General features: G+C 70.5%; 24 protein-coding genes and 2 pseudogenes. 9 read left to right on the top strand and 17 right to left on the bottom strand.

Annotation, left to right across the window (positions count from 1 at the left end; translation table 11 throughout):
- Both solA and BMW62_RS20955 read left to right on the top strand, forming a co-directional pair.
- Positions 1-1,152, top strand: coding sequence for an N-methyl-L-tryptophan oxidase (gene solA, locus BMW62_RS20960; RefSeq protein WP_091935329.1), 1,152 nt, complete (start codon positions 1-3; stop codon positions 1,150-1,152).
- Entirely contained in the window at positions 1,149-2,279 is a 1,131-nt protein-coding gene (locus BMW62_RS20955; RefSeq protein WP_091935311.1) for an aromatic ring-hydroxylating oxygenase subunit alpha, read from the top strand. Before solA ends, BMW62_RS20955 begins: the two co-directional genes overlap by 4 nt.
- Positions 2,280-2,299: 20 nt before the next feature.
- Here the strand turns inward: BMW62_RS20955 and BMW62_RS20950 are convergent, their stop codons facing one another.
- From BMW62_RS20950 to BMW62_RS20940, 3 genes are all read right to left on the bottom strand, one after another.
- Positions 2,300-3,547 carry an MFS transporter gene (locus BMW62_RS20950; RefSeq protein WP_091935309.1) on the bottom strand — a complete coding sequence of 416 codons (1,248 nt, stop codon included), beginning with the start codon at positions 3,545-3,547 and terminating at the stop codon, positions 2,300-2,302.
- 128 nt (positions 3,548-3,675) lie between these two features.
- Entirely contained in the window at positions 3,676-4,560 is an 885-nt protein-coding gene (locus BMW62_RS20945) for an alpha/beta fold hydrolase (RefSeq protein ID WP_091935307.1), read from the bottom strand.
- A gap of 52 nt (positions 4,561-4,612) precedes the next feature.
- Positions 4,613-5,377, bottom strand: a complete 765-nt coding sequence (locus BMW62_RS20940; RefSeq protein ID WP_244524199.1) for an alpha/beta fold hydrolase — start codon at positions 5,375-5,377, stop codon at positions 4,613-4,615.
- Positions 5,378-5,553: 176 nt separating this feature from the next.
- Here BMW62_RS20940 and BMW62_RS20935 point away from each other — a divergent pair, with 176 nt between their 5' ends.
- Entirely contained in the window at positions 5,554-5,940 is a 387-nt protein-coding gene (locus BMW62_RS20935) for a hypothetical protein (protein WP_091935305.1), read from the top strand.
- 39 nt (positions 5,941-5,979) lie between these two features.
- Here BMW62_RS20935 and BMW62_RS20930 read toward each other — a convergent pair whose 3' ends face one another.
- Genes BMW62_RS20930 through BMW62_RS20920 form a run of 3 tightly spaced genes read right to left on the bottom strand, consistent with a single transcriptional unit; the run spans position 5,980 to position 6,771 of the window.
- Positions 5,980-6,186, bottom strand: a complete 207-nt coding sequence (locus BMW62_RS20930; RefSeq protein WP_091935302.1) for a 2-hydroxymuconate tautomerase — start codon at positions 6,184-6,186, stop codon at positions 5,980-5,982.
- A gap of 51 nt (positions 6,187-6,237) precedes the next feature.
- Complete coding sequence (locus tag BMW62_RS20925; protein WP_091935299.1) at positions 6,238-6,471, bottom strand: hypothetical protein; 234 nt, start codon at positions 6,469-6,471, stop codon at positions 6,238-6,240.
- A gap of 51 nt (positions 6,472-6,522) precedes the next feature.
- The gene (locus BMW62_RS20920; protein WP_139206337.1) at positions 6,523-6,771 is read right to left on the bottom strand and encodes a hypothetical protein; all 249 of its coding nucleotides are present in this window, start codon (positions 6,769-6,771) and stop codon (positions 6,523-6,525) included.
- A gap of 356 nt (positions 6,772-7,127) precedes the next feature.
- Between BMW62_RS20920 and BMW62_RS20915 the strand changes: the two genes are divergently transcribed.
- Positions 7,128-7,880, top strand: a complete 753-nt coding sequence (locus tag BMW62_RS20915) for a hypothetical protein (protein WP_139206336.1) — start codon at positions 7,128-7,130, stop codon at positions 7,878-7,880.
- A 139-nt stretch (positions 7,881-8,019) separates the two neighbouring features.
- Here BMW62_RS20915 and BMW62_RS20910 read toward each other — a convergent pair whose 3' ends face one another.
- Positions 8,020-8,643, bottom strand: coding sequence for an antibiotic biosynthesis monooxygenase (locus BMW62_RS20910; RefSeq protein ID WP_091935291.1), 624 nt, complete (start codon positions 8,641-8,643; stop codon positions 8,020-8,022).
- Positions 8,644-8,951: 308 nt separating this feature from the next.
- Between BMW62_RS20910 and BMW62_RS23020 the strand changes: the two genes are divergently transcribed.
- From BMW62_RS23020 to BMW62_RS20895, 3 genes and pseudogenes are all read left to right on the top strand, one after another.
- Positions 8,952-9,539: an excalibur calcium-binding domain-containing protein gene (locus BMW62_RS23020; protein WP_244524198.1), complete on the top strand. Its 588-nt coding sequence runs from the start codon at positions 8,952-8,954 to the stop codon at positions 9,537-9,539.
- 262 nt (positions 9,540-9,801) lie between these two features.
- Positions 9,802-13,089 carry a TM0106 family RecB-like putative nuclease gene (locus BMW62_RS20900; RefSeq protein WP_244524197.1) on the top strand — a complete coding sequence of 1,096 codons (3,288 nt, stop codon included), beginning with the start codon at positions 9,802-9,804 and terminating at the stop codon, positions 13,087-13,089.
- A pseudogene (locus tag BMW62_RS20895) lies at positions 13,010-13,720 on the top strand (enoyl-CoA hydratase/isomerase family protein); the annotation flags it as partial. The gene BMW62_RS20900 and the pseudogene BMW62_RS20895, both read left to right, overlap by 80 nt.
- A gap of 196 nt (positions 13,721-13,916) precedes the next feature.
- On the opposite strand, the gene BMW62_RS23345 reads toward BMW62_RS20895, so the two are convergent.
- The 10 genes and pseudogenes from BMW62_RS23345 to BMW62_RS20850 all read right to left on the bottom strand — a co-directional run bounded on the left by BMW62_RS23345 (position 13,917) and on the right by BMW62_RS20850 (position 22,938).
- The gene (locus tag BMW62_RS23345; protein WP_244524201.1) at positions 13,917-14,351 is read right to left on the bottom strand and encodes an AarF/ABC1/UbiB kinase family protein; all 435 of its coding nucleotides are present in this window, start codon (positions 14,349-14,351) and stop codon (positions 13,917-13,919) included.
- Positions 14,352-14,679: 328 nt separating this feature from the next.
- Entirely contained in the window at positions 14,680-14,802 is a 123-nt protein-coding gene (locus BMW62_RS23565) for a DUF1330 domain-containing protein (RefSeq protein ID WP_280138687.1), read from the bottom strand.
- Positions 14,803-15,219: 417 nt separating this feature from the next.
- A pseudogene (locus tag BMW62_RS20880) lies at positions 15,220-16,457 on the bottom strand (IS3 family transposase).
- A gap of 60 nt (positions 16,458-16,517) precedes the next feature.
- Complete coding sequence (locus BMW62_RS20875; protein ID WP_091935288.1) at positions 16,518-17,057, bottom strand: antibiotic biosynthesis monooxygenase; 540 nt, start codon at positions 17,055-17,057, stop codon at positions 16,518-16,520.
- 138 nt (positions 17,058-17,195) lie between these two features.
- Positions 17,196-17,681: a DNA mismatch endonuclease Vsr gene (gene vsr / locus BMW62_RS20870; protein ID WP_091935285.1), complete on the bottom strand. Its 486-nt coding sequence runs from the start codon at positions 17,679-17,681 to the stop codon at positions 17,196-17,198.
- Positions 17,650-18,873: a hypothetical protein gene (locus BMW62_RS22315; RefSeq protein ID WP_139206335.1), complete on the bottom strand. Its 1,224-nt coding sequence runs from the start codon at positions 18,871-18,873 to the stop codon at positions 17,650-17,652. The genes vsr and BMW62_RS22315 overlap by 32 nt, the downstream gene beginning before the upstream one ends.
- Positions 18,870-20,132 carry an AAA family ATPase gene (locus BMW62_RS20865; protein WP_091935282.1) on the bottom strand — a complete coding sequence of 421 codons (1,263 nt, stop codon included), beginning with the start codon at positions 20,130-20,132 and terminating at the stop codon, positions 18,870-18,872. The genes BMW62_RS22315 and BMW62_RS20865 overlap by 4 nt, the downstream gene beginning before the upstream one ends.
- Positions 20,125-20,514 (bottom strand): hypothetical protein, encoded by a 390-nt coding sequence (locus tag BMW62_RS22310; protein ID WP_139206334.1) that lies wholly within the window; start codon positions 20,512-20,514, stop codon positions 20,125-20,127. The genes BMW62_RS20865 and BMW62_RS22310 overlap by 8 nt, the downstream gene beginning before the upstream one ends.
- Complete coding sequence (gene dcm / locus BMW62_RS20855) at positions 20,504-21,643, bottom strand: DNA cytosine methyltransferase (protein WP_091935276.1); 1,140 nt, start codon at positions 21,641-21,643, stop codon at positions 20,504-20,506. Before dcm ends, BMW62_RS22310 begins: the two co-directional genes overlap by 11 nt.
- Before the next feature lie 11 nt (positions 21,644-21,654).
- Positions 21,655-22,938, bottom strand: a complete 1,284-nt coding sequence (locus BMW62_RS20850) for a DNA cytosine methyltransferase (RefSeq protein WP_170852503.1) — start codon at positions 22,936-22,938, stop codon at positions 21,655-21,657.
- 866 nt (positions 22,939-23,804) lie between these two features.
- On the opposite strand from BMW62_RS20850, the gene BMW62_RS22860 reads away from it, so the two are divergent.
- On the top strand, positions 23,805-23,975 hold the full coding sequence (locus BMW62_RS22860) for a hypothetical protein (protein ID WP_170852502.1): 171 nt from the start codon (positions 23,805-23,807) through the stop codon (positions 23,973-23,975).
- Positions 23,976-24,004: 29 nt separating this feature from the next.
- Complete coding sequence (locus BMW62_RS20840) at positions 24,005-24,826, top strand: GIY-YIG nuclease family protein (RefSeq protein WP_139206332.1); 822 nt, start codon at positions 24,005-24,007, stop codon at positions 24,824-24,826.
- Positions 24,827-24,939 lie beyond the last annotated feature (113 nt).

The raw sequence follows: 24,939 nt of genomic DNA, 5'->3' as shown, positions 1-24,939 counted from the left end.
ATGGCCTACGACGTCATCGTCCTGGGGCTGGGCGGCATGGGCAGCGCGGCCGCCGCGCACCTGGCCGCCCGCGGGCAGCGGGTGCTCGGGCTGGAGCGGTTCGGCCCGGCGCACGACCAGGGCTCCAGCCACGGCGGCTCGCGGATCACCCGGCAGGCCTACTTCGAGGACCCGGCCTACGTGCCGCTGCTGCTGCGCGCCTACGAGCTGTGGGACCGGCTGTGCGCCGACTCCGGCACCGACGTGCTGGTGCGCACCGGCGGGGTGTTCCTCGGCCGGCCGGAGTCCCGCACCGTCGCCGGGAGCCTGCGGGCCGCCCGCGAGTGGGGGCTGGCGCACGAGCTGCTCGACGCGGGCGAGGTCCGTCGCCGGTTCCCGACGCTGGCCCCGGCCGACGACGAGGTGGGGCTGGTGGAGGCGGCCGCGGGGTTCGCCCGGCCGGAGGCGACCGTGGCCGCGCACCTGGACCTCGCCTTCTCGCGCGGCGCCGAGCTGCGCTTCTCCGAGCCGGCGCTGGGGTGGGCGGCGACGCCGGGCGGCGGGGTGCGCGTGCGGACGGCGGCGGGGGAGTACGAGGCGGGTGCGCTGGTGGTGAGCCCCGGCTCGTGGGCGCCGGAGGTGCTGCCCGACCTCGGCGTCCCGCTGACCGTGGAGCGCCAGGTCATGTACTGGTTCCAGCCGACCGGCGGCACCGCTGCCTGGACGCCGGACCGGCACCCCATCTACATCCACGAGGCGGCCGACGGCACCCAGGTCTACGGCTTCCCCGCGATCGACGGCCCGGACGGCGGGGCGAAGGTCGCCTTCTTCCGGCGGGGGATTCCGTGCACCCCGGGAACGATCGACCGGGAGGTGCACCCCGACGAGGTCGCGGCGATGGCCGGGCACCTGGCCGGGGTGCTGCCGACCCTGCCGGGCCAGCTGCTGAAGGCCGCGACCTGCATGTACACGACGACGCCCGACGAGCACTTCGTCATCGCGCCGCACCCCGAGCACGCGCAGGTGACCGTGGCCTGCGGCTTCTCCGGGCACGGCTTCAAGTTCGTGCCGGTGGTCGGCGAGATCCTCGCCGACCTCGCCACCACGGGGACGACCGAGCACCCGATCGACCTGTTCGACCCGCGCCGGCCCGCACTGGAGGCCACCTCATGACCGCGACCCTCCCCGCCGCCTCGTCGAGCCTGATGCCGACCCTGGCCGGGCGGTACTACACGGACCCGGCGCTGTTCACCCGCGAGCAGGAGCGGGTGTTCGAGGTGATGTGGCAGTGCGTCGCCCGTACCGACGAGGTCGCCGACCCCGGCAGCTTCCGGCGGGTGCAGGTCGGGCGGGAGAGCGTGCTGGTGGTGCGCGGCCGGGACGGCGGCCTGCGGGCGTTCCTCAACGTGTGCCGGCACCGCGGCGCGCAGCTGTGCACCGAGGAGTCGGGGCAGGTGAACCGCACGCTGCGCTGCCCGTACCACGCGTGGTCGTTCGGGCTGGACGGTGCGCTGGTCGCCGCACCCAACCTGGCGCGGATGCCCGACGTCGACCGGGTGGCGAACGGCCTGGTGCCGGTGCAGCTGCGCGAGTGGCTGGGCTACGCGTGGGTGTGCCTGGCCGACGACCCGCCGTCCTTCGAGGACGACGTCGTCGGCGCGGTGACCGAGCGGCTCGGCGACCCGGCGGCGATCGAGGAGTACGACGTGGGGCGGCTGGCCCTGGGCCGGCGGATCCGCTACGACGTCGCGGCGAACTGGAAGCTCGTCGTCGAGAACTTCATGGAGTGCTACCACTGCGCGACGATCCACCCCGAGCTGACCGACGTCCTGCCGGAGTTCAGCCGCGGGTACGCCGCGCAGTCCTTCGTCGGGCACGGGGCGGAGTTCGCGGCCGGTGTCGACGGCTTCACCGTGGACGGGTCGGTCGGCTTCCCGGCGCTGCCGGGGATCGACCAGGACCGGGACCGGCGCTACTACGCGGCCACGATCAAGCCGGCGGTGTTCCTCAACCTGGTGCCCGACCACGTGATCCTGCTGCGGATGACGCCGCTGGCCGTGGACCGGACGGTGGTCGAATGCGACTGGCTGTACGCGCCGGGGGTGGTCACCGCGGGGCTGGACGTCTCCCGGTCGGTCGAGCTGTTCCACCGGGTCAACCAGCAGGACTTCGCCGCCTGCGAGCGCACCCAGCCGGGCATGAGCTCGCGGGCCTACGCGGCCGGAGGCGTGCTGGTGCCCGTCGAGCACCACCTCGCGCTGTTCCACGACTGGCTGCGCGGGCGGCTCGGGGAGGGCTGACGACCGGCCGGGCGCCGTGCTCAGGCCGGGACGGGCTCCGGCTGCCTCGCTGCTCGCTGCTGCGACACCGCGTACGCCGTGGCGGCGGCGACCACGAGCGCGGCGGCCAGCGCGGGAGCGGCGAGCGCGGTGGTGGCGCCGAGCCGGTCGACGACGGCGCCGGTGACCGCGGCCGCGAGCGCCTGGCCGACGACGACGGCGGAGTTGAGCATCGTCATGGTGGTCGCCGAGCGGCCGGCAGGGCTCAGCATCGCGCCGACGCTGTAGAGGGTGACCAGCGTCGGCCCGATGCCGCAGCCGAGGACGGCGAGGGCGACGACGAGCGCGGGCACCGAGCGCGCGGTCGCGTAGAGGAGCGCGGCGGCGAGCAGGACGGTGCCGAACGTCGCCCAGCGCGCCCCCAGCGTGAAGCGCTGGGAGAGGGCCGCGGTGCCGAGCGCCAGCACCGCCGACCCGATGCCCATGACGCCGTAGAGCAGGCCGGCCCGGTCGCCGCTGCCGTCGTCCGCGGCGAGGAAGCCGGTGAGCGAGGTGAGGGTCGCGCCGAAGAAGAGCCCGATGCCGAGGGTGCCGGCGACGACGGTCAGCAGGGGGAAGCGGGCCAGCTCTCGGGCGGGCGCCTGGGTGCCGCGGCTGTGCTGCGCGCCGGGCTGGAGCCGGCCGGTGGGGTGCAGCGCGAAGGCGGTGACGAAGACGAGGGTGAGCGCGGCGGCGCCGGCGATGGCCACCCACGGGGCGATCGCGGTGGCCAGCAACCCGACGAGGAACGGGCCGACGATGAAGACCATCTCGTCGGCGGCGGACTCGTAGGCCATCGTGCCGTCGAGCGCCCGCCGGCGGTGGTCGCGGTGCACCGTGCGGCGGATGACGGCCATCAGCCGGGTGCGCGACATGGGGGCGATCTGCGGCGCGGACATGCCGATCAGCACCGAGAGCGCGAGGAGGGCGGCGTCAGCGGCGGCGCTCGCGACGACGAGCGGGAAGGCGGCCAGCAGGGCGCCGTGGAGCAGGCCGACCGGGACCAGGACGCGGCGCTGGCCGAGGCGGTCGGCCGCGGCACCCAGCAGCGGGCCGGCGAACGCGGTGCCGATGCCTGCGACGGCGGAGTTGAGCCCGCCGAGGGTGACCGAGCCGCGCTCGGCGACGACCAGGGTGAGCACCCCGACGGTCATCATCGCGAAGGGCAACCGCGCGACGAAGGCGAGCGGGAAGTAGGAGAGACCGGCGGAGCGGATGACCGCGGAGGTGGTGGGGCGCGTGCGGAACATGACCTCTGCTGCTGCGGATCGGGCGTGCCGCCTTGATCCGCCGGTCGGGCCGGCAGCAGGTAGTTACACACGGACGTTCAGGACGCCCGCGAGCCTAGCGCGGGCGGGGTCGGCGATCCGGCGACGCGCTACTTCCAGCGGTCGATGAACTCGGCCGCCGCGGCGTTGACGACCTCGGGGTGGGTGGCACTGAGGAAGTGCTGGCCGCTCTCGACGACGCGGAGCTCGGCCTTGGCGCTGCCGGTGAAGAGCCCGATCTCGGCCTCGGCGTTCGCCACCGAGTAGACGCGGTCGGCGGTGCCGTGCAGCCACAGGACGGGGCACCGCACGCTGTCCAGCCGGCCGTGCAGGCCGTCCCGGTCGCGCAGGTTGATGCTGCTGATCCGGAGCCGTTCCCGCCCGACGTCGCCGGCGTAGTTCTCCTGGTGCGTCCGGTGCCAGAAGGCGCGCTCGTCGTCGGGGACGTCCTCGCCCATGCCCTCGGCGAGGGTGGCGTCGATGAGCTCGGTGGGGATGACCCAGTCGTCGCCGACGGGTTGCGCGAGGGCGTCGATGGCGGGGGTGCAGAACTCGACGCCGTTCCAGCACCCCAGCTCGCGGCTGCGCTGGCTCTCGAAGTCCATGGAGGTGCCGAGCGGGATGATGCCCTTGACGGTGCCGGGGGCGAGCATGGCCATGCGGGCGGCGATCCAGCCGCCCTGCGAGGTGCCGAGGACGAACGCCTCGGAGATGCCGAGAGCGTCGAGCACCTGGAGGGCTGCGATGGCGGTGTCCCAGTAGGTGTACTGCCGGTAGGTGGCGCGGGTCCGCCCGTGCCCGTAGGGCTCGATGGCGAGCGGATTGGCGGCGAAGAGCTGCTCGTCGGCGAACTGCGGCCGGTACAGCTCGACGGAGGTGGTGAAGGAGTTGATCATCACCAGGGTCGGGAGCGACGGGTCGTAGGGCCGACCGAACCGGTGGCCGATGGTGGAGCCACCGAGGTGGGGGATCTGGATCGTCTCCGTGCTGCTCATGGTGTCCCTCACGGTCGTCGTCCGGTCATCGTGGCGTCCGCCTCACCGGGGGTCAATCGTCGTCGGACGGCGGGACGGAGGCGAGGTCGGCGATCGGCGCGGACCAGGCGGCGGGCGCCGTCCAGACGAAGCTGTGCGCGCCGGGGACGCTGTGGAACCGGCCGTCCCTGGCCCGCTCGCTGAGCTCGCGTGCCCAGGCCTCGGTGCAGAGGCGGTCGCGGTCGCCGTGCAGGACGAGCACCGGCTGGGGGACGCGCTCGACGGTGTCCTCGAGGCGGTCGCGGAGGTGGACGGCGAGGGTCTGCCGGACCCGGCGCAGTCCTGCGCGCTGCCGGTCGGGGGTGTGCTGGACGTCGAGCTCGGGCGGCTCGAGCTCGTGGTTGCGGCGCCAGGCGAGCAGGACGCGGCGCATGCTGCGGTAGGCGGGGTCGATGGTCGGGCTGGCGAGCACCAGCGCCCGCACGCGGTCGGGTTCCCGGACGGCGACGTGAGCGGCGACCTGGGTGCCGCTGGAGTGCCCGACGAGCACGACGTCGTCGAGACTGCTCGCCGCCAGCCACTCGACGACGGCGTCGGCGTGGTCGGCGACGTCCATGGGGCGCGGCGGGTCGGCGCTACCGGAGAAGCCGGGCAGCTCGACGAGGTGCGCGCGGGTCCAGGTGCCCAGCTCGCGGACGGCGGGCTCCAAGTAGTCGGCGACCGCCAGCCCGTGGACGACGACGACCTCGGGGACGCCGGGCCGTCGCTCGCCGGCCACCCGGCTGCGCATCGCGCCCCAGGAGGTGGCGCGGTGTTGCAGCTCGACGCCCGGCGGCACGGTCTACCGGTCGTGCGTGGTGAGGGGGTGCGACCCGGGGTTGCGGCGGCCGGCGGTCATGGCTCGGGACGCTAGCGGTGGGCGGGGTCGCTCGCGCTGCGGACGGTGGACGGCGCTGGTTGAGTGGCTGGTGCGGTGAGCCCACGCCGTCCCCAGTCCGTTCCGGAAGGTTGACGATGGCCAAGAAGAAGACCGCTGCGGAGACGTCGAAGAAGTCGATGGCGCAGGCGCTGGGCGCCGTGGGTGTGGCGTTCGGGGCGATCAGCGTCCTGGCGCCGCGGTCGGTGGCGAACGGCTACGGCGTCCCGGTGACGCCCGCCGGGCTGCAGCTGCAGCGGCTGTTCGGCAGCCGGGCGCTGGTGGTCTCCGCGCTGGCGCTGACCGCGAAGACCGACGAGGAGGTCGACCGCGGGCTGGCCGCGGTGGCGGCGATGAACCTGCTCGACACGCTGACCGCGCTGGCTGGCGCGGGCAAGGCCGGCGGGCGGACCACCACGCGCGCCGTCGTCAGCTCGCTCGCCTACGGCGCGGCGGCGCTGTGGGTGCGGTCGCTGGACGACTGAGTTCCGCGCTGGCCAGCGGATGGCGCGCTCGTCGGTGCTTCAGGTCTGGTCGCTCTTCGCGCGGCGGTCCGCATGCGTCTCGCCGGCGACCGCGATGTCGGTCGGCGGCACCTCGACGATCCAGGCCCGCACCGTCTCCGGGGGAGCGCCGATGCTGTCGGTCGTGGCCTGGCTGACCGCGGCGAGCAGGTCGCGCTTCTGCTCCTCGGTGCGGCCGGCGATCATGGTGATCTGGATGAAGGGCATGAGGCATCCCTAACCCAGCCGGCCGCGAGCGACCACTCGGCGCGGTGGGGGTCAGGCCGCCGCGGCCACCGGCGAGATCAGCCGGCGGGGGAGCTCCAGGGTCGGGTGCACCCCATCCGCGTGGGGCTTCTGCGGTTCGCCGGCCTCCTGCGCCGCCGGGGCGGCCGCCCCCAGGGAACGGGCGACTGCGTCGAGGTGGCGGAGCGCCTCCTCGTAGAGCTCCTGGATGGCGCTGGCCGCCGCCGCGTGCGCCGCTTCCGCAGGACCGACATGTCGACTGTTCATGGCTGCCTCATCGGCGGGCGGAAGAGGTTCCGTGACCGGTCCGCCGGTGCCCTATGGGCAGGCGGCGTCCTGCTCCGGGTGGACGACCTGCTCCGGGAAGGCTCGCGGCCCCGACGTCGCCACCGTGGATGCGTTCTCCCCGAACTGGCCCTTCGGGAACACCGTGGTGGCCAGGGTGCTGACGCTCTGGCCGAAGGCCTTGCACCCGCCCGACCCGGGATCTGCTGACGCGGCTGTCGCGGGGGCGATCAGCAGCAGGGTGGCCGCTGCTGTGCTGATCAGTGCGCGTCGAACGCTCATGAGGGCCTCCTGGGACATCGCCGTGGCAGCCGGACGGACCTCGATGCTGGCCTGCGGCCGGCCCGTCGCCCAGGGGCGCGGGTGCGGCGGGCAGCGCGACGGGCGAGGCGACACGGTCCGTCGTCCTCGGACGATGGACGGTCACCGGGCCGGTGCAGCCCCCATGTCCGGGGCGGTCGCCTCAGTCGTAGCCCGGCAGCCACCGCTGTGCCTCGTCGTCCACGGGGACCGTGGCGCCCAGTGAGCACAGCACGCCCACGAGGCCCGTGGTGACCCGATGGAGAAGCAGATGGCGAGCGGGGATGCTCAGCCGGCGGTGTCGACACCGGGTGGCCGGCACGGCAGCATCCGGCGATGTGACCGCTCCCGAACCACACCGCTTCGTGGCCCACGTCGTCGAGGAGTCGACCAACAAGATCCACGAGGACGACGTCGCGCGGCGGTACGGCTTCTCCGGGGCGCTGGTCCCCGGCGTGGAGCTGTTCGCCCGCACGACGACGCCGCTGGTGGCGGCCTGGGGAGTCGAGTGGCTGTCCCGGGGCCGGATCGACCTGCGCTTCCGGCGGCCCACCTACGACGGGGACGAGCTGCTCGTCGAGCCGGCCGACGGCCGGCTCACGGTCAGCCACCCGTCCGGTGAGGTGCGGTGCGTCGGCTCGTCGGGGCTCGGCGCGGAGCGGCCCGATCTCACCGGCTACCGGCAGGTCGCTGCCCCGCCCGAGCCGGTGGCCGACCCGGTCGTCGGCCCGATGGGCAGCGTCTCCGAGGCCGGGACCGCGGAGCGCAACGAGTGGTACCTGAATGCGATCGGCGAACCCCTGGACCTGTACCGGCGGGAGGCGCTGGTCCACCCCGGGCTGCTGCTGCGGCTGATCAACGAGCTGCTCATGCGCAACGTCGCCCTGGGCCCGTGGATCCACACCTCCAGCGACTGCCGCTTCCTCGGCCTGGCGCGGCTGCCCGTGGAGCTGTCTGCGCACGGGCGGGTCACCGACGTGGGCCGGCGTGGCCGCCACGACGAGGTCCGGTACGACGCGCTGGTGTTCGCGGGGGACGAGCCGGTGCTGCACGTCCACCACACCGCGCTCTACCGGCTGGATGCGGCCTGATGCCCGGCGTCGCGAGTGCGGAGCCGGCGGCTGGCGTGGCTACCGACCCGCCGCCGTTGGACGTGGCCGAGCAGTCCCGGCGCACCGTGGACACGAGGTCGATGCGCTGACCTCCACGGGCGCCGGGGGCGTCCGTTGTTCAGACCAGCTCAGGAACGCGGAGGTGGTGCAGGACGACGTCGAACTCGGCGACGTCGGTGGCTGACATGCGCAGCGCCCGGCGGAACTCGTCGCGGATGTACATGGCGCGCTGGCGGGAGGACTCCATGGCGCGGCGGTCGGCGTAGACGGCGGTGAGGGAGTTGTCGCCGGTCTCCCGGTCGAGCATCAGGCTGAGGCTGCAGAACCCGGGCATCTCGTCCATCCGCGGGATGAGGTCGGTGCGGAAGACGTCGAGGACCTTGTCGATGGTGGCCGGGTCGACGCGGGACCAGGTGACCCGGGCGCAGGAGTCGTCGCCGGCGGGGTGCAGCCGGTGCATCGCCGCGATCTCCCACTCCCGCACCTCGGGCTTCTCCGCACCGAACTGCTCCGTGGCCTGCTCGCGCATCTGCCGGACCGCGTCGCGGGTGGCGGTCATCGCGTCCTCGTTCTCCCAGGCGGTGGTGACGATGCAGCGGCCGGAGTCGCGGTCGCAGAGCATCGACAGCCCGACGTAGCCGTCCATGCCGCTCACGGCGGTCATGACGTTGTCGCGGACGTCGGCGATGCCAGCGTCGATGCGGTTCGGGTCGGCGGTGATCGTGGTGGAACGGGCGTGCATGACGCCCTCCCTTCCGGGGACAGGCGCGCGGCGCCCCGACGGCGTCCGCCCAGGTCATCGTGCTCAGGCACCGCCCGCTGTCAACTGGAGCGCGCGCGCCCAGTGTCCGTGCCGACGTCGGAATTGCATCCGCCCTTCCTCCCGGGACGTGCTCGAGACAGGGGGGCGACGCCGCATCGGCGGAGTGGCCCATCCGTGCACCTCATCAGTCACACCGCCCCCCGGCGCAGCAGCGTCCTCTGATTCCCCACTCACCGGAGCGTGGTAGCGATACCGTCCCGTGCCACTACGGGGAATGGAGAACGATCGTGTCCGATACCGCTGTCATGCCAGGTGCTCCCGCTCCTGTTCCGGCCAACTCCGACAAGAGCCCGAAGCGGTGGTTGAAATGGGCGATCCCGCTGATGGCGTTCCTGGTCGGCATCGCGGTCGGTGGCGGCGGCAACTCGTCCGAGGTCGAAGCGTCACCGGCCTACCTGACGCTCAAGAGCGAGCTGACGGAGACCCAGCAGGAAGCGGCCGAGCTCGAGGACGAGGTGGTCGAGGCGGAGTCACGGATCCGTCGGGCCACCGCCGAGGGGGAGTCGCGCCTGGCCGCACGGGTGGCGGAACTGGACGCGCGCAGTGCCGCGCTCGATCAGCGAGAGGGCGAGCTGGTGGCGCGTGAGGCGGCCGCATCCGCTGCCCCGGCACCGCAGGCGACGGTGCGCTCGACTGCTCCCGCACCGTCCGCTTCTCCGGCGCCGGTCGCTCCGGCTCCGGCACCGCAGGCGCCCAGGGCGTACTACAAGAACTGCGACGCCGCCCGAGCTGCGGGTGCAGCCCCCGTGCGGGTCGGTGATCCCGGCTACGCCGGTCACCTGGATCGGGACGGGGACGGTGTCGGCTGCGAGTAGCCCCCTCTGATCATCGCGATGCCGCGGCCCGGTTCTTTCGCTCAGGACGGAACCGGGCTGTCGTGCAGCCTGCTGCGTGCGATGAGGCGCTGGCGGCGACATCGGTGGGACTCGGTGAACCGGGCTGACGTACCGACGTCCCGCGGCGGGTGACCACGTCGGCGGTCCCGGCACCGGGTGCTCGATCGTGTCGGAGGTGTCCGCTATCCCTGCGACACGGCCGGGCGATCGGCACTGTGCCGGACGAAGGTGATCGGGGGGCTTGGTCTTGCAGCGACTCGACGGACGGCTGGTGCTGAGCCCGACCGACCTCACGCATCATCAGGAGTGCCGGCACCTCACCCGGCTGGACCTCGGCGTGGCCGCGGGGGAGTGGGTGGCCCCTTCGGACGGGGCGACGCCGGAGACGCAGTTCGTCTTCGACCGCGGGCTGGAGCACGAGCGGAAGTACCTGGCGTCGCTGGTGGCTGCCGGTCGGACGGTCACCGAGATCGCTTCTGCGTCCGGTGCCGACGGGCGCCGGCAGGCCGAGGCCGCGACGGTCGAGGCGATGCGCAGTGGCGTCGACGTCGTCTACCAGGGGACCTTCTTCGACGGTGCCTGGGGCGGGCAGGCCGACTTCCTGCTGCGGGTGGAGGTGCCGTCGCTGTTCGGCGGCTGGTCCTACGAGATTGCCGACACCAAGCTCGCCCGGAAGCTGAAGGTCGCCGCGCTGTTGCAGATGGCGACCTACGCCGAGCGGCTCACCGTGTTGCAGGGGGTGGCACCGCGCGGGATCCACGTCGTCACCGGTGACGGCGTCTCGCGGCCGTGGCGGCTGGTCGACATCGCCGCGTACGCCCGCCGCGCGCGGGCCCGGCTGGAGGCGTTCACCGCCGCTCCGCCGTCGACCGCTCCCGCGCCGATCGGCTACTGCGACCAGTGCCGCTGGGCGGAGAAGTGCACGACCGAGCTGCGTGAGGCCGACGACCTCGGTCTGGTCGCGTCCATGCGCGGCGACCACCGGGACGCTCTCCGCGCGGCGGGCATCCCCACGCTGGCGGCCCTGGCCACGGCGTCGCCGGGGCAGCTCGCGGCGTCGGGCATCGGTGCCGACGCGCGCAACCGGCTGCAGCAGCAGGCGGCCGAGCAGCTGAAGGAGCGGACGACGGGGGAGTCGTCGCGGACGCTGCTCGACCCGGTCGCCGGCCTCGGGTTGCTGCGGCTCCCGCCGCCGAGCGCCGGCGACCTGTACCTCGACTTCGAGGGCGACCCCTGGTTCGAGGACGGCGCGGGCATCGAGTACCTCGCCGGCATCGGCGACCGCTCCGGCGGGTTCACCGCGCTGTGGGCGCACGACCGCCCGGCGGAGAAGCAGCTGGTCGCGGACCTCATCGACCGGATCGTCTCGGCGGTGCAGGCCGACCCGGCGATGCACGTCTTCCACTACGCGCCCTACGAAGTGACCGCGCTCAAGAAGCTGACCGGCGGCTACGGCGTCCGCGAGGCGGAGCTCGACCAGCTGCTGCGCGAGGAGCGGTTCGTCGACCTCTATCCCGTCGTCCGGCAGTCGATGCGGATCAGCAAGGAGTCGTACTCGATCAAGAAGGTCGAGGCGTTCTACGGGCGGTCGCACAAGGGTGCGGTCGCGAGCGCGCTGGGCAGCGTCCTGGAGTACGAGGCCTGGCTGGAGGACGGCGACCAGGCGCGGCTGGACGGCATCGAGTCCTACAACAAGGACGACGTCGACTCGACTCGCGAGCTGCACGACTGGCTGGAGCAGCAGCGCGCCCAGCTGGAGGCGCTGCACGGGCCGTTGCCGCGGCCGGCGGTCACTGTGGTGGCGCCGGACGCGAAGGTGACCGAGGCACAGGCCGCCGAGCAGCAGCTCACCGACCGGCTGCACGCGGCCGGGCACAAGCTGCTGGGCGACCTCGTCGGCTGGCACCGCCGCGAGGACCGGCCCGCGTGGTGGGAGGTCTACCGGCTGCAGGATCTCGACGCCGAGGAACTGGAGCGGGACGGGACGGCGCTGGGCGGGCTGTCCAACGTCGGGTACCTGGGGCCGGAGAAGCGGAGCCACCTCTACGAGTACTCGTTCCCGGTGCAGGACACCAAGCTCTCCGCCGGCGACGACGCGCTCGACGTGGACACCGCGAAGAAGGTCGGGACGGTGTTGGAGCTGGACGCCGCGGCCGGGCGGCTGGTGCTGAAGACGACGGCTGGCGAGCCGCCGCGGCCGCGCGGGCTCGGGCCCGGCGGGCCGCTCAACACCGCGGGCCTGCGCGCGGCGATCGCCGACACCGGAGAGGACGTGCTCGCCGGCCGGGACTGCCTCGGCCAGGCGCTGGTCGAGCGCCGCGTTCCCGCGGGAACGCGGCTGCGTGAAGGCGAGACGACGACGGACGCGATTGTGCGGCTCGGTCTGGCGCTGGACGGCGAGGTGCTGGCGATCCAGGGCCCGCCCGGGAGCGGCAAGACGACTGCCGCGGCCGCGCTGATCGGGGAGCTGCTGGACGCCGGGAAGAAGGTGGGTGTGACCGCGACGTCCCATGCGGTCATCGGGAACCTGCTCAAGGCGGTGGGCCGGCCGGCGCTGCAGAAGTGCGAGGAGCACCAGCACTGCGGCGCGGACGGCGTGGCGTGGTCGAAGGACAACGTCTTCGTGGCGCGGGCGCTGGCGGACGGCAGTGCCCGGCTGGTCGGCGGGACGGCGTGGTTCTGGACCCGGGCCGACGTGGCGGAGGCCGTGGACGTGCTGGTGGTCGACGAGGCGGGTCAGTTCTCGCTGGCCAACGCCGTCGCCGTGGCGCGGGGCGCGCGCTCGATGGTGCTGCTGGGCGACCCGCAGCAGCTGGCCCAGCCCACGCAGGCGGTGCACCCGGGCGGCTCGGGGGCGTCGGCGCTCGAGCACCTGCTCGACGGCCACACCACCATCCCGGCCGACCGCGGGGTGTTCCTCGACCGCTCGTACCGGATGCACCCGTCGCTGACGGCGTTCGTCTCCGATCTGGCGTACGAGGGGCGGCTGGACGCGGCGGACGGCCGGGAGCGGGTCGCGGTGCTGGGGGAGGGGGCGCTGGCCGGCAGCGGGCTGCGGGTGCACCCGGTCGAGCACGTGCTGACGGCGGCGGACAAGTGCCGGCAGGAGGCCGAGGCCGTCGCGCGGCTGTGGCGGTCGGTGCAGGGCTCGACGTGGCGGAACCACCTGGGGAAGGAGGCGCCGATCGGGCCGGCGGACGTGCTGGTGGTGGCGCCGTACAACGCCCAGGTCGCGCTGATCAAGGCGGCGCTGCCGGACGGTGCGCGGGTCGGCACCGTGGACAAGTTCCAGGGTCAGGAGGCGCCGGTGGTCCTCTACTCGATGACGAGCACCAGCGCCGACGACGCACCGCGGGGCGTGTCGTTCCTGTACGACCTGAACCGGCTGAACGTTGCGGTGTCGCGAGCGCAGGCCCTGGCCGTCGTGGTGCTCAGCCCGCTGCTGGTGGATGCGCCGGTGCGGACGCCGGTGCAACTGCGGCGGGTCAACGCCCTGTGCCGGCTGGTGGAGTCGGCGACCGTCGTCTGATCCCGACCGCGGTGCGCGGGGCGGTGCGGGCCCGTGGTGTGACGCCAGGCAGGGGGTGTCCGGATGGGGCTGGGGACGGTCCGCTCGGCAGGGCGGTGGGCTCGTGGCCGGTACCGGTGAGGTTCAGCTCGAGGTGGACGGCGGCGTCGCGATCGTGACGCTCAACGCCCCCGACCGGCGCAACGCGCTGACGCCCGGGATGGCCGACGAGCTGATCGCCACGTTCGACGAGGTGGGCGCCAAGCCGGACGTCGGCGCGCTGGTCATCCGCGGCGTCGGCAAGTCGTTCTGCGCGGGTGGCGACGTCGCGACGCTGACCTCGGCCGGCAAGGACCCGGCGGCACCCGACGCCTACGAGGGCATGGGGAAGATCTACGACTCCTTCTACCGGCTGGGCCAGGTGAAGGTGCCCACGGTGGCGGCGGTGCGCGGCTCGGCCTTGGGCGCGGGCATGAACATGCTGCTGCCGACCGACCTGCAAATCATCGCGCGTGACGCCCGGCTGCTGGCCGGCTTCCTCACGCGCGGGTTGCACCCGGGCGGGGAGCACTTCGTCATCTTGTCTCGGCTCATCGGCCGCGAGGCGGCGGCGATGGCGCTGGTCGGCGAGGAAATCAACGGCGACAAGGCCCGCGAGCTCGGGCTGGCCTGGGAGTCGATGGACGATGCCGCGGTCGAGGACCGCGCGGTCGGGTCGCCGCTGACCCGGAGCTGGCACGCGCGGCGGTGGGCAACTTCCGCAAGGAGGTCGTCAACGGTGCGGTCGGGTGGGACGTCGCGATGCAGTACGCGCGCCCGGCGCAGATGTGGTCGATGCGCCGCTCGGCTCAGTAGCCGGGTAGCCACCGACGCAGCTCGCCCTCCACAGCGACGGTGGCGTTCAGCGAGCAAAGGACGCCGACCAGCTCGGCGGCCACCCGCTGCAGGAGCAGGTAGTGCGGAGGGATCGCCAGCTTCCGCTGGGTGCGCTGGGCGGCGCCGAGGGGGTCGGAGGCGCGCCGGATCTGCTCCTGCAGCCAGCTGCGGGTGAACGTGTACCGCTCGCTGCGCAGCGGCTGCAGGTAGGGGTTCAGCAGCGTGAGCAGGGCCGCGGGCGTCACGTCGTCCGGTCGCAGGAGGTGGGCCGAGGCGGCGATGCGGTGCAGTTCCGCGGCGTCCCCGTCCCGTCCGGCGGCGAGCAGGGGGCCGAGCCGGGCCGGCCAGTCGTGCGGCATGGGCTGGTTCGACCCGAAGTCGAGGACGCCGAGCCTGCCGTCGTCCATGAGCGGGCATGGGCGGCGCCGCCTCCTGCAGCCGGACGAGCGTCTCGCGGTACGGCCGGCCAGCTGCTCCGGGAGGGCGGCCTCCATCGCGGAGAGCGCCTGGCCCATCTACATGGCGCCGCTCCTGAGATGGCCGAGGGGGGGGCGAACAGCTGCTCGGCGGTGCGCTGCTGCACCTGTTCCGCGACGAGTTCCGCGGGGCGGCCACCGAGGCGCTTGCCGAGGCCGAGGGCGGTGCGGCCGGCGCACGCGGCCGGCAGTGCAGCGAGACGGGCTGTCCGGGCGAGGCGGCCTCGCGCCGGCGTTCCCTCGTTCGAATCGGTCACGGCTACCAGGGGGTGGTCGGCTGGAGCACGGCCTCGGTGAGCGCCTGGGTGCGCAAGTGCGTGACCTCCTGGTACTCGGGGTCGGCGACCATGCGGCCGAACGCCTCGCGGGAGGGAGAGCGCACGAGCAGGACGGCGGCCCAGTCTGGCCCTGCTCGGCGACGAGCGGTGTGCCGCCGTCTCCGGCGTAGAGGACCTCGCCGCCGTAGCGGGGGAGGAAGGTCTTGGACAGGGCCTTGGCGTACTGGTCGTAGGACTCGCGGCCGCCCTCGGCGAAGCGGAGCAGGTTGAGCATCACCACGGGACCGCCCGGGTCCGCCTGGAGGTAGCGCTTCAGGCCTGCACCGCGGGGGTCGGTCGCCATGTGTCGACGGTAGGCGCTTCTCCTCGGTAGCGACGTCCGTCAGACAGTCTCCGGGACCCGCAGGTGGGCGACGGCGAGGTCCATCTCGGCGATGCCGGTGATGCGGACGCCCATGGCCTGGGCGAACTGCTCGCGGAGGTGGGGCCTTGACCCCTGATCTTGGACACGCGTGGGGTGTCTACGCCGCGGTTGGCAGCGTAGCCGGGGCCCGGCGGGCCTCGTAGTCGTTGGGGCTGGTCTGGCCGCAGGCGGAGTGCCGGCGGCGGGTGTTGTAGCGGGTGGCCCAGGCGAACACTGCCCGGCGGGCCTCGGCCGGCGTGCTCCAGCTGGCCGCGCCGGCGAGGGTCTCGCGCTTGAGGGTGGCGTTGAACGACTCGGCCAGCGCGTTGTCGGCGCTGGAGCCGACCGCGCCCATCGACCTCGTCACGCCCAGCTGCTGGCACAGCGCGGCGTAGGCCCGGGAGGTGTACTGCGCCCCGTGGTCGCCGTGGAAGATCGCCCCGGCCAGGTCGCCGCGCGTGGCAGCGGCCGCGAGCAGGGCGTCAGCGACCAGGTCGGTGCGCATGTGGTCGGCGATCGACCAGCCGACCAGCCGGCGGGAGAAGCAGTCGATCACCGTCGCCAGGTACAGGTTGCTGCCGTCGGCGCAGGGCAGGTAGGTGATGTCTCCGACGTACTACACGTTCGGGGCGTCGGCGGTGAAGTCGCGTTCGAGAAGGTCAGGCACCTGCTCATCGGCCGGCTCACCGATCGTGGTGCGCACCCGGCGGCGCAGCCGGATCCCGGCGATGCCGTGTTCGGCCATCACTCGGGCGACCCGCTTGTGGTTCACCCGCTCCTGCACCGGGGCGCCGTCGTTGAGCTCGGCGGTCACCCGCGGCGCCCCGTAGGCGCGGTTGCCCGGCTCGGCGGCGTGCACCGCCCGGATCCGCTCCGCCAGCTGCTCATCGGCGGCCTGGCGGACGGCCCGGGCGTCGGCTGCGGCCTCCCACGCGTAGAACGATCCCCGGGGAATCTCCACCAGCTGGCACATCCGCTTCACCTCGAAGGCGTCTCGGTGGTCGGCGACGAACTGGAAGCGGGTCACCAGCGCGTCTCCCCGGCGAAATACTTGGCCGCCGCCCGCAGGATGTCCCGCTCGGCACCCAGCTTCCGCTCATTCGCTTCCAGCTCCGCGACCCGAGCGCGCAGCCGGGCCAGCTCCTGATCAGCCGATTCACCGCCCGGCGGTGGCCCACCGTCGGGCCGGGGGTAGCGACCCCGGATCGGCACCCCGGCGGCCTTCAACCACCCCGACAGCGTCGTGTCCATGATCCCCAGATCGGCGGCGATCGACGCCACCGTCGAGCCCTCCGTCGTCCGGTACAGCTCCACCGCGTCCCGACGGAACTCCTCCGAGTACACCTTCCGCACCACGAGCCGATCATCTCGCTTCCTCCAGGCTCAGCCTGGGTTCAGCGTGTCCACCAGACGGGGTCAGGCCCCGTGCTTGGCCTGCTTGCGGACCAGCGCGAGTGCGTCGCGGGTCTCGAAGGCGGTGACGCTGACCGTGCGACCGGTGCGCCGGTCGACCAGCATGCTGAGGCTGTCGAAGCCCGTCAGCTCCTGCAGCCGCGGCATCAAGTTGTTCCGGTAGGCGTCGAGCAGCTCGTTCAGGCGGTTCGGTGCGATGCAGGCCCAGGTGACCTGGGCGCCGGCGCCGTCCCCGGCCGGGCGCTCCCGGTGGAGGACGGCGGTCTCCCACTCCTGGATGTCGAGGAACTGCGCGCCGAGGACCTGCATGAGCCGGATGGGGTGGACGTTCTCGGTGGCGGCGCGCATGGCGGCGCGCATGGCGTCCGCGTCGGCCCAGGACGTCGTGACGATGCAGCGGCCACTCCCGCGGTCGGTGAGCATCGACAGGTCGATGCAGCCGTCGATCTGTTGGATCGCCGGCATCACCTCGTCCCGCGTGAAGGCGATGCCGGCGTCGAGGTTGTCGGGGTCGGCCTTGATGGTGGTGGATCGAGCGTGCATGCCGTCGCACCTTCCGCTTGTGGCGGAGCCCCGGCGGCATCGCCACTGGGTGCCCACCTTGGCCGTGGTCGATGTCTGCCGCAATGCCATGACGGCCCGGCCGTGGCCAGAGGGTCTGGCCCTTCGGGGGACGGCCGCCTAGCGCCCGCGCTGGGCGGCTCCGAGCTGACGGATGCGTCTTTGGTTTAACAAGTAGCGCTCGTCGATTCGAGCCAGCCGCTCTACGATCAGCTGCGCGGCGGCTAACGGATCCTCGTGCTCCCACACCCGAACAACGACCCACCCGGCATTCGTCAGGATCTCGTCTGAATCGCGATCTCTGAGCACGTTGGCGTGCAGTTTGTCTTGCCACCAAGCTCGGTTGGACTTCGGCAGTGTCCCGTGGCTAGGGCAGCTGTGCCAGAAACAACCGTCGACGAAAACCGCGACCCGCGCTGCCGTGAAAACGAGGTCGACACGCCTGCGATTGCCCAGGTGCTTGACCTTCGCATGAATTCGATATCTCAGTCCGACGGAGTGAAGAATGCGACGTAAGCCGACTTCGCAATCGGTGTCCCGGCGCCTCGTCGTGCGCATACGCCGCCGAACGGCGTCATTCGTTGCTGGAGGTGGCGGCACTCTCATGGCCACGTTCCTCAAGAAAGTCCCCGATCAAGGAATCAAGATCCGAGGGTCGCGCCATGCCCAGCACACCGCTCCTCGTCCGTACTCGAGCCATGCTGCGTGCCACCCCCTCTGGCGCCACGACGTACGCGTCGGCGCTGCGACACAGGGAGGATGTTAGCTCGGTGGCGTAGAAGGCCGCTTGACGTAGGCCATGGCGCCCGACGTAGTCCGAGTCCGCTGAATACTTGCACTCGACCACAAACGCCCGATTAGCGGGGGTGATCAGAAGTATGTCCGGTGACAGTGACTGGTTATTGCCGGACAGCACCGAGGTGAGTTGGCGATATGGAGACGCGGTGCGATATCTCTGCCACAGTCCGCCCGCCTCGAACCAGAGGTCGAGCACGGTCGCTCCATACGTCACCTTGAACTGAGCGCGCCCGGTCGAGCTCCCCAGGATGCCGACGTTCTCGACCCTCGCCCCGGCATCTCTCAGGGCCAAGAGAACTACTCCGAGCACTCCAAGATGGAAGAAAACTGGCCGTAGTTCAGGTTGAATCAGTGCATGCGCTAATTGATCCGGATTGCGGAGCTCGAAAAGAATTCTGGCCATGGCGGCGACCCGTCGCCAGGGCCCGCCTTCTCTCCGCACAGCCAGTAGATCAGCCTTCGAAGGTTCCGGACCCGGCTTGCCCTCGGTCGCCTCCAGCACTCGTCCGAGGCAGTCGAGTTGAGCCGCAACGGGAAGATCCGCCCTGGATCCAGGAAGGGATACGGCGTCTCGGAGACGCAGGACGGCGGCGGCCACCCAGCGGAGTGTCCTAACCAGCAGCTCGTCGCCCACCCGCGCCTTCTCTCGGTTGGAGAAGGCGCGGGGGGGCCATCCATGGTCACGACGCGTCGCAACCCAGTCCGTGACACCTGAAGGCGTCCCCGTGACGGTCCTCTCGGAGACCGTTTGGGCGGGGATCAGGTCGAGCCAATCGACGAGACGGACGGGTAGTCCCTGAATCTCGGGCAGAAGGCGCAGGAAGGTTACGTGATCGGCTCTCTTCTGAATGTCCTGCTGTGACCAGCGACGGTCGACTGCGTCGATCCGGGATTGGGCCAGGAGTGGAATCAGCTGCCCCTGACCCACCCAAACGCGTAAGACGTAATCGAGACCCTCGGTGGGGATCTCGAGCATGGGTCTATCGGCGTGCTCGATCATCCCAGGACGCGACTCGACTCGGTAACCCATTGCCACTCGGCGACGCTGAGAGCGCCGTTCTCGCCGACCACGCGGTCGCCCAAGGCGTCCACGGAATCTTCCATCTGGTGGAGCCACGTTCCTACGTTGATCAGGTATCCCTCGGCGAGCAGTTCACTTTCCGCAGACGTGGGCGCCGAGGGGGCATCGGACGCTTCGACGGGCTGCGCATCTCCGTCCGCCACGTCGTCGATCCCGCTACCGCCGAATTCGGGGGGCGTCTCGCTGCTTGAAAAAGTTGCGGACCCGTCTTCGAGCAAGGTCTCTGCTCCCGTGTCGATGCCCGCGCGAACGTAGTCGGCGATCCGCAGGAAGACGGCAGGGCCAAGATCTGTGTCGGCGCTCCGATGGTGTGCGTCGTACAGCGCGACGATTCTCGCTGTCAGGGACGGCGGAAGACCTGCCGCGGATACCTCGATGGCCTGTCGGAACTGATCGGTGGATGGCGTGGGGATGGGCACCCGGAGGAAGCGCCGTCCAAGTGCCTGTCCGAATCGGAAGACTCGCTGAGCATCGATGGCGTTGTACGTACCAAGGATCCGCCACTCGGTCCCGGCGGCATAGGCCACATCCGGGCCGCCGGCCGTCGGATCGCTCAGCTGGTCCAGATTCTCGGTCTCCGACGCCGGCCCGTCGGCCCACTGCAGTCTCACCGACGGCGAGTCCAAGATCTGGGCCGCCTGCCCGACCACTACCTCCTGGCCCGACAGCCAGGTCAGCAGCCCACCGAAGATGCGGTCCATGTCGGCACGATTGGCCTCATCAAGGACAAGCCAACGGTCCTCGGCTATGGAACGGAGGACGAGCCCCGGGCGGAAGCGCAGGTGGCCCTGAGTGTCGACGGTCGTGCCGCCGACAAGGTCATTGGTGGTCCAGTTCTCCTGGGGAGCGGTCCACGTCGGCTCTTCCACTGGCTTGGTAAAACCAAAGGACTCGTAGTCGCTACGAATCTGTTCAACGATCTGGCGCAGCAAAGTCGTCTTGCCGGTGCCTGGAGGACCGACGAGTATGACTCCAGGCGCAGAGAGGATGGCGAGCCGAACCATCCGGTTGACTCGCTCGTCGATGACCAGTGGAATCGTCGAGACCGGCAGTGCGGTCCCGATGGCTCGGTCCTGCGCGGCGGTCGTCGCCCCTCCGTGGGGACCGAACTCGGCGCTGTATTCGACAGGCACATCAGGAAACATGTCAACCAGAGCCTGAACAATTCGGTCAGTCATCAAACCTCACTATGCGAGAGGGGCGGTCTTCTTCAAGGAAGAGAATGCACCGAAGCGACGGCAAGCTGGCTCGTTGACGCATGGCTCTAAGCACCTTGTCCGGAGTGACGTCGTCCATGCAGCTGATGATGGCGTACTTGGGGTCCCACTTGGCCATCTCGTCGACCCTGTTGCCGATCTGCTTAGACTCGACGATCACCTTGCCGATGACCGAGCGATTCCGGCCGTTCTCCTCGGTCCGGAACTCTGAGGCAAACCAGGTGTATAGCGGTGCCCACTTGTTCGCAGCGTTGCGTGGTGCACCCAAGCCCTCTCGCACCGCCTCTAGTAGCGTTTCTCTGAGTCTCGCTGCTTCCTCCGCCGACAGTCGACTATCGGGCATCGGTCATGCTCCTTGCATGTTCTTCGAGATCCGCTAGGAACCCGGCTGGAAAGCGAAGGCTGCCCTTGCGAGTCCGGCTCAAGAAGCCGTTCGCAGCGCGTGCTGAAAGTGGGCGGCCCCCGTGCCTGAGGAAGGTGGCCAAGGGCTCGCGAGGTAACCATGCGGGAAAGGCGCTGACCTTGGCGGCGTGAATGCGCCCATCGTAGTCAGCCCAGGCCGCCTGTCGCGGCCAAGGGGGCCCTTCGACGGGTCGGTCATTCGATGGGTCGTAGAACCCCGGAAGGGCGAGGCGTTCGCCGAGCCACTGTGCAACTGGTGGGCTGACCGCATTGCCCACGAGCCGCCAACGTTGGCCCGGTCGGGCGACTTCTTCAGCCGGAGCCGTCCAGTCCTCCGGAAAGCCCTGGAGTCTCTCGGCATCACGAATGTCCGGAGTGATGAACTCGCCGCTCGGAGTCCGGATGGCAGGAGGTGAGGCAACACCGACGCTCGAACCACACTTGATCGGCGGCACACCGTCGACCGTCCAACCGAAGGCACGCATGCCCTCCGTCCAGTAGAAGCCACACGCAGCGCTGCGATAGTCGTCCGCGATGCTTGGGGGAGTGGCCTGGTCGGCCAGTAGGACATCGCGTGGGTCTCCTACACGACTGGCAACGAGAAACCACCGATTACGTCGCTGCGGCAGGCCGAATGCGTTGCTATCGACAACCCGATAGCACCAGCGATATCCAAGTGCGGTGAGGGTCTGCGTAACGAAGGACAGGGCGCTACCCTTGTTCAAAGAAAGGAGGAAGGGTACATTCTCGAGCACGACCCACGGCACGTCGCCAGTTTCCAAAATCCTGAAGACCTCGGCCACCAGGCTGCTCTTCGAGCCGGTGATACCGGCCTTCCGCCCCACACTGCTGAGGTCTTGGCACGGGAAGCCGGCGACAAGAAGGTCCGTTCCGGTGGGAATGGTGGTCACATTGCGGACGTCTTCTTCGATCTTCACGTCAGGAAAGCGGCGGCGGAGAACATGTAGAGCCGGGTGGAAGTTCTCGACCAAGAGGGAGGCTTCATGGCCCGAAGTGCTGAGTCCGAGTTCGAAGCCACCGATGCCGGAAAAGAGCCCCGCGACACGCATTCGCCCGAGGGTCAACGCAACCACTCCAGGGCGATGGCGGTGCTCAACCGGGAAGGGACAGCATTCCCAATCATGGTAGCCAGAGCGGTCCGGTTAGTCGTTTCAGGAAACTGGAACCAGTCGGGGATGTACTGTAACCTGGCCGCCTCTCGAGCGGTGAGCGTTCGCTCCCGGCTGGGGTGGACATATCGCCCCATGCACATGCTGTAGAAGCCTCTGGTTATCGTCTGAGAAGGGCGATCCCACCGCAGTCGGCCATAGATGGAAGAGTACGTGTGTCCTCCGGATGCGTGGCAGGGCGGCCGCTCCGAGTCGGGCAGGTCGTACAAATCGCGCTCGAATAGGAACCGCATTCGTCGTCGAGTGTCCGGGTTGGAGCGAGCTGTCTCGAACATCCGTGAGGTTGTCGTGCTAGGTGAGTCCTGAAGATCTTCCATCGCCCAACGGACGTCACGCGGTGACCGGGCGTGGTTGCGCCGCATCGACTCGAAGTCCAGAGCGCCGTTCCTGCTGGCAGCCAGAATGAGTCGCTTCCTCGTCTGTGGCACTCCGAGCAGGGGGAGGTCCACGACGTCGAGAGTGACGTGATAGCCGGCCTCGTCGAGCTGGTCCGCCGTTCGTTGAACGACCCCATTCTTGTCGTGAAGGGCTCCCGGGACGTTCTCGATCAATACATGTGCGGGTCCTAGCACTTCCGCAGCGCGAACCATTGACGCATACAGGGCGTTTTTGGCATCGTTGCGCCTGGTCCGGTTGTTGAGATCGCTGTGTCCCTGGCATGGGGGACCGCCGACAAGAATGTCGACTTCTTTGTGGCGCTTTGCGATCAATCGTTCACCCGTGGTCAACGCTGCGCGAATGGAGCCGTCGAACACTTCTGTGACGCTCGCGGTGACTGTCTGCGCGTCAGGGAAGTTGTGCGCGTAGGTTGCAGTGGCGTTCGGATCGAGATCAACCGCGAGAGCGGGTTCGAATGATCGCCCTAGTGCCCGCGCTGCCTCGTCGAGTCCGATGGTGAGACCGCCGCAACCCGAGAAGAGATCGACTGTGCGAAGTATGCGACCGGAAGCTCGTGGGGGGCGGGTCGCGCTTCGAAGCCAGGCTCTTTCTGCACGATCCGTGATCGATAGTGCCGATTCGACTGATTCGTCGTGTTTGGCCACATCGCTGCGTGTGATCCCGGCGTCAGTCCGGCGAAGAATCCGCTCGTACACGGCGCCGCTGACGCGGAATCCTTCCGCCTGAGGGAAATTCTTCGGGCTTCGCTGGTCCGCGGGCTCCGTTACCTGGGTCACTGTCGTCCTATGGTGAGGCATCACGTTGCGAGTGACGGTAGGCGGCCCCTCTGACAGTTCTTGTCCCCTCCCCGTCACGACGATCCTGCTACATGGGCATGCAGGCGTGGGGGCGCCGGGCCGGGTGTGGCGTGTCGGGGCCTCGCCAGGCCAACTCCATCCATCGGGGGAGGTCGTCCGCTTCGCGGCGACCCGGGCGTCGCCGGTATCCGCCGCGACCTCAGGAGCGAGCTGATCGTCGCCGTCGGATGGACCCCATGCCGTCGGTCGGCGGTCGCGTACTCGGGCGCAGCGCCGGCCCGCGCGACAACACGGCGCTCGAGGCGCGCGACGACGTCCCCACCTTCACCACGCCGCCGCTCCGGAACCGGTCGAGGTGCAGGGCGGCGCGGAGGCGCGCCTGTTCGTCGAGTCCGACAACCCGTACTCCGACGTCTTCGTGCGGCTGTGCGACGTCGGCCCGAAGGGGAAGTCCATCAACATCACCGACCGCCTGGTCAGGCTCGATCCGGCGCCGGGGAGGAGCCGGTCAAGGGGGAGCGAGTGGTGGAGACGACACTGCCCGACACCGCGCACCGCTTCCGCGCCGGTCACCGGGTCCGACTGCAGGTCTCCGGCGGCGCCCATCCGCGGTACGCGCGCAACCTGACCCACCCGCGAGCCGGTGGGTCAGGCCTCGCACGGGTGCCGACCAAACACCGGATCTGCCACGGGGGCGCGGCGCCGTCGTCCCTCACCCTGCCGCTGGCCTGATCGACCTGGGGACAAGTCGACAAATCGACCACAGGCGCCCCTCTGGTCCCAGCCGTGCAGGACGCCTCTCGCGCCTACCGCACCGGGCCCGTTCCGCTTCGTAGCGTGGGGTTGTGGCCAAGCACTTCACCGATGAGACCGCCGAGTTGAAGATGCCCCTCTCCGGCAAGCACGCCGCCCCCGACATCGGCGAGCTCGACGTCACCAAGCGGTTCGACCCCGGCTTCTCGCGCCGGCGTCCGGCCGTGCCAGCAGTTCCTCCGCGGGACGACGAGAGTCGCTGACCCTTGCGCGGCTCAGCCGGTGGATGCGGATGCTGACGTTCAACGACCTGCTGTCCCTCGAGGGTGTCGACTTGGGGCAGGTCCGCCTGGTCCGGCACCAGGACAACCGGGTGAAGCCCGGCCGGCTCTACGAGGCCTGGCGCAACGACAAATCCACGTTCGAGCGGTATCAGAGCGTCCAGCAGCGCGACCTGTTCGACGTGGGCAACCTGCTTGCCAGCTTCATCGTGACCGAGGCCCGGAAGACCGTGTTCGTCGGCCTCTACGAGGTCGCCGGCATCACCACCTGCCCGACCGGCACCTTCGACGTCCTGACCGGCGTCGACGTGTCCGACTACCACGGCTACGACCTGCGGCTGCTCGAGCAACTCGGCGACTACACCGACAAGATCGTCATTGACTGGGGCGCCGGCGCTCGGAGCTGGGTACAGCGAGCCGCCAACCAGCCCAAGCCGGTCCTCGAGATCGCTGAGCAGTACGAACCCCGTTTCCCCGGGTTCCGCGAGTTCGTCCGGCCGGTCGATGACATCCCCACCCTCCCTCACGGCTGGCAGCAGGTGCTGCGCGCCGTGAAGGGCGTGTACCTGCTGGTCGACGTCGAGTCCGGACAGCAGTACGTCGGCTCGGCGAAGGGTGCCGACAGCCTGCTCGGCCGCTGGCTGGAGTACGCCAACGGCGGTGACGGCGGCGACGTCCGCCTTAAGGCCGTAGCGCGCCACGGCCGCCGCAACTACCAGGTGTCGGTACTGGAAGTCGTCGACGGCAACACCCCCGACGACACCATCGAGCAGATCGAGTCGTACTGGAAGTTCAAGCTGCTCACCCGGCGCTTCGGCCTCAACGCCAACTAGATGACTGATTCCAAGGGTTAGGGCGTGTCTCCTAACCGCTTGAGCCAGAGGGTGACCGCGCGCAGAACTGCCGCGGCTCGGTAGACGACGGCGAGCTTGTCGTAGCGGGTGGC

The organism is Blastococcus sp. DSM 46786, assembly GCF_900109665.1.
Lineage (GTDB): Bacteria > Actinomycetota > Actinomycetes > Mycobacteriales > Geodermatophilaceae > Blastococcus > Blastococcus carthaginiensis.
The sequence above is the reverse complement of the archived record's forward strand: the minus strand, read 5'-3'. Positions and strand labels throughout refer to the sequence as shown.